The organism is Streptomyces sp. NPDC002884 (assembly GCF_040295245.1).
In the GTDB taxonomy this organism is placed as follows: Bacteria; Actinomycetota; Actinomycetes; order Streptomycetales; family Streptomycetaceae; genus Streptomyces.
The window spans coordinates 1-3,536 of the sequence record NZ_JBEOVB010000093.1 but is presented as its reverse complement, the minus strand read 5'-3'; the positions used below and the strand labels follow the sequence as shown (position 1 = coordinate 3,536).

The 3,536-nt window shown below is 63.1% G+C and carries 1 protein-coding gene and 2 pseudogenes; all 3 read right to left on the bottom strand.

Annotation, left to right across the window (positions count from 1 at the left end; translation table 11 throughout):
- Positions 1–402 precede the first annotated feature (402 nt).
- The 3 genes and pseudogenes from ABT070_RS46075 to ABT070_RS46425 all read right to left on the bottom strand — a co-directional run bounded on the left by ABT070_RS46075 (position 403) and on the right by ABT070_RS46425 (position 3,337).
- Positions 403–918, bottom strand: coding sequence for a hypothetical protein (locus ABT070_RS46075; protein ID WP_351769337.1), 516 nt, complete (start codon positions 916–918; stop codon positions 403–405).
- Positions 919–1,427: 509 nt separating this feature from the next.
- A pseudogene (locus tag ABT070_RS46070) lies at positions 1,428–2,304 on the bottom strand (maleylpyruvate isomerase family mycothiol-dependent enzyme).
- Positions 2,305–2,337: 33 nt separating this feature from the next.
- Positions 2,338–3,337 (bottom strand): annotated as a pseudogene (locus ABT070_RS46425) (IS630 family transposase).
- Positions 3,338–3,536: the final 199 nt, after the last annotated feature.

The window sequence follows — 3,536 nt, the reverse complement described above, 5'->3', positions numbered from 1 at the left end:
TGCTCGACCAGCTCGTACGGGACGTCGAGCATGGAAGGATACGGAACCAACAGAGCCCCTCGGCCGCCGGTGTGATGAGTGAGATCACCACACCAGCGACGAGGGGCTCTGCCACGTCACCACCCCCGTTGACCAGCCATTTCACCCCTGCAGCACAGGATGAAAGAGGCTCACTGACCGGCACATAGATGATCGCCGCAAACACCTTCAGCCCGTCAAGTACTCAAGAAAGCGGAAGGCTCGTGACATCAGATGTCACGAGCCTTCCGCAAGAGCCTCAGATTCGAGGAGACTGATTCAACGGACGATTAAACCTATCAAGTGCAAGAAACCAGTGACGCAAATCATGGTGCCTTGACATGCATACACATAGCGTCGCCTGAACTCTCCACAAATGGAAACCTAGCGATGATTCACATTCTTCTCAGACTGCTGTGCCGGAATGCATTGTTGGGCCCGGTAAGCAGCCAATGCGGCAGCGGTAGGCGGGCAGACGGGGGTAGAAGGCGATGGGCGCACTGATGCCGCGGAACCGAAACCATAGAACTGGTCGAAACTCTTGAATGAGTTTCTAGCAAACTGCTCCACCGCGCGAGTAAAATAACCCATTTGCTTTTGAAGTTCCACACGGGTCTCCACGGGGATGCTTATGGCGATCTCAGCCTGACGGGAACCAGTTCTCGTGTATTCAGCCGCCCACCAATCCCACTCCGCCTGCGCGATCCTGCGGAAAGCATCGTCTGCCTCGGGGCTATCCACTCGCGTCACGAAAGCACGCTTCAACCCGCGCCCACGCTGCTTGAAAGCCCCGTTCACATTGCTCGCGCCGTTCTCTTGGTACACCAACCCAAATACTTCGATGCCATCGCGTAGGCTTGTACCGACAAAATCTGACCCGGTCTTACCGTCTGCAGCCATCGTACTATCGACGTGCCGCCTGGCATCCAGACGTGGCTCACCTTCAGCTCGTGGCGCCCACCACAGCGGAAAGGTGCTGGTAAGGGCCCGCACTATGGTCCAGAACGACGGCTGATCTTTACTAGGTCCTGATTGAGAGGGAGTAGGCATGTGGATCAATCTCCTTGAGTGTGCAAGATTCCGCAGCGAATGATGAACCAAACCAATCGGAGGGCAAGACCGTAAAGAGCTATCGTTCCACGTGATTCGCCCCCCGTCGCAAATCACTACGAAAATGACTCGTCATGGGTTCAGGCCAGTCAAAAGGTGAGCCCGAGGTTGCGGGGAGATAAGTGACGAGATTGCCCCCGCACATTAGACAGGTGCAGTGAACCTGCAGCCCACACGTAGTCGGAGTTGCAATGCGAATCCGGGCGTTCACGTAGCGATACTGAACTTGAATGCGTGATGTCGGTCTGTCATCTATGTCAGCTGGCAACACAGGGTGGTACCTCGACGCGCAGCGTCCATCAGTAGACGATGGATCGATCTGGCAGGCGGCTTCGGCAATCTGGTGCTCTCCGCTGATGCGGGCTCGGGCAAGGGCAGTGCCGGGATCAATGCCGCGGGTGCAGAGGTGCCAGGTGGTCTCTGAGTCCAGCCGCACTGATGCGGCCAGCCGGCCGCTGGGTGATTCGGCCAGTGACCAGCGGTCCGCGGTGGCGGTCACGGTCCAGGTACCGACGGCCGGCTCATCGATGACCACCTGGAGTTGTGTCCCGGCGGGTGCGGGCGTGTGACGCAGCGTGTGGGGCAAGGCCCGCATGAAGGTGTCCAGGACCGTGGCCAGAGCGTTGGGCTCCAGATCGGTGTCCTGGCCGGTGGCGTGACGGATCTGCTGGCGGTGGGTCCAGTACTCGGTGAACTCCCGGGCGACGTCCAGCCACGTGGGTGCCGGGTCGGCCCCTGCCCAGGACACTGCAAGGCCCGTTGCGCCAAGGTCGGTGCCCTCGAATTGGCGGGCGATGTGGGTCCCTGGGCTTCGATGAGCCCGGCTGGGCTGTGAGCGCCGTGGAGGTCGATCCATTCCTGGTTGACCCGGTGGATGAACGCTTCCAGACTCTCTCCAGCCGCTATGGTGCGCTGGTGTCCCTCTGTGCTCCAGCCGAGACGGCCGTGGTAGGCGCCGAGGATGTGGGCGGCAAGATCGTGAACGGTCCAGCCTGGGACCGCAGCCCTGCTCCACTCATCGGGCCGGTGACCGCGTAGCAGGTCGAGGAGCGACGCCAGCTCGGGCCCGAACAGCGGGCGTGCGTCGATCGGCTTGCCCAGCCAGGAGGGGTTGGATACTCGTTGGGCTGGAGATTCATGGTCAAAGCCTGTCAGCCGGGAGGCTCGGTCTTCCATCGAATACGGCCTGACCTCACGGGGGCATGTCGGTCAGTCATCCATAGTCAGGCCAGTGCCGGCCAGGCATCCGTCGACCAGGTCGGGTCGGTACTGGATCTGCTTGAGTTTGCGCTTCACAGCCCGGGTGATCTGGGCGAGGTCGGCTGCGGCGAGGTTGCCGAGGTCGCGTTTGACCAGCGACCAAATGCCCTCCTGCGGGTTCAGGTCGGGTGCGTAGGGCAGTTGGAAGACGGTGAGCCAGGCCGCGTTCGCAGCGATGAACCGCCGCATCCCGGCTGTGAGATGGAGGCGTACGTTGTCCCAGACGAGCACGATGGGCCCGCCGAGCTGGATGCGGGCCCGCACGACCAGGTCGCGCAGGTCCCACCAGCCGAAGCCTTTCGGCTGCCCCGGTACTCGCGCACGGCGTAGAACATCCGCGAGCGCCGGCCCGGCTGGTAGCAGACCATCCCCGCCATCGACACCCGGCCCGATCCTCTTCCGCGTACCCGCACTACGGGCGTGCAGCCCCGGCGGCCCCAGGTCCTGGAGCGCGGCGGCGTCAGCGACTGCCCGGCCTCGTCCTGGAAGACAATCCAGGCACCGAGCGCCGCCGCGGTGCTTTTACCCGCGGCCAGACGTCCTTCTTCCACAAGTCGGCCGCCGTGTCGTCGCGCTCGATGGCCCGGCGGGCGGGCTGCTGCCACGACCAGCCGCGTCGCTTCAGCAGCCTCCACGTGCCTTGGAGCGTGTATGAAACGCGGAACATGCGACCGATCAGCGTCTTCACCCTGGCCAGCGTCCACCGCTGATCCGCCCAGCCGTGCGTCAACGGCCCAGGCTCCAACTCGCTTTCCGGCCTGGCCACTTGCGCATCGCTGAGCTGGGGACGTCCGGGTGATCCCTTGGACGCAACACCGGCCGCGCCGCGTTCGCGCCAGGACCGGCGCCACCGCTCCCCACGCTCGAAGCAATCCACAGCCTGCAGCCGGACCCGCTCCCGCGCTGCCCTCCCGGCATCGGTTAGCCCGCCGCCCTGCGCATATCTCACAAGCTCCACAGCTACCTGACCACCGCAGAGGCTTCAGGAGAACGCCCCGGCATCACCCGATCAAGTCCAGTAGCGAACACTGAGCCTCTTTCATCCTGTGCTGCAGGGGTGAAATGGCTGGTCAACGGGGGTGGTGACGTGGCAGAGCCCCTCGTCGTTGGTGTGGTGATCTCACTCATCACACCGGCGGCCGAGGGGC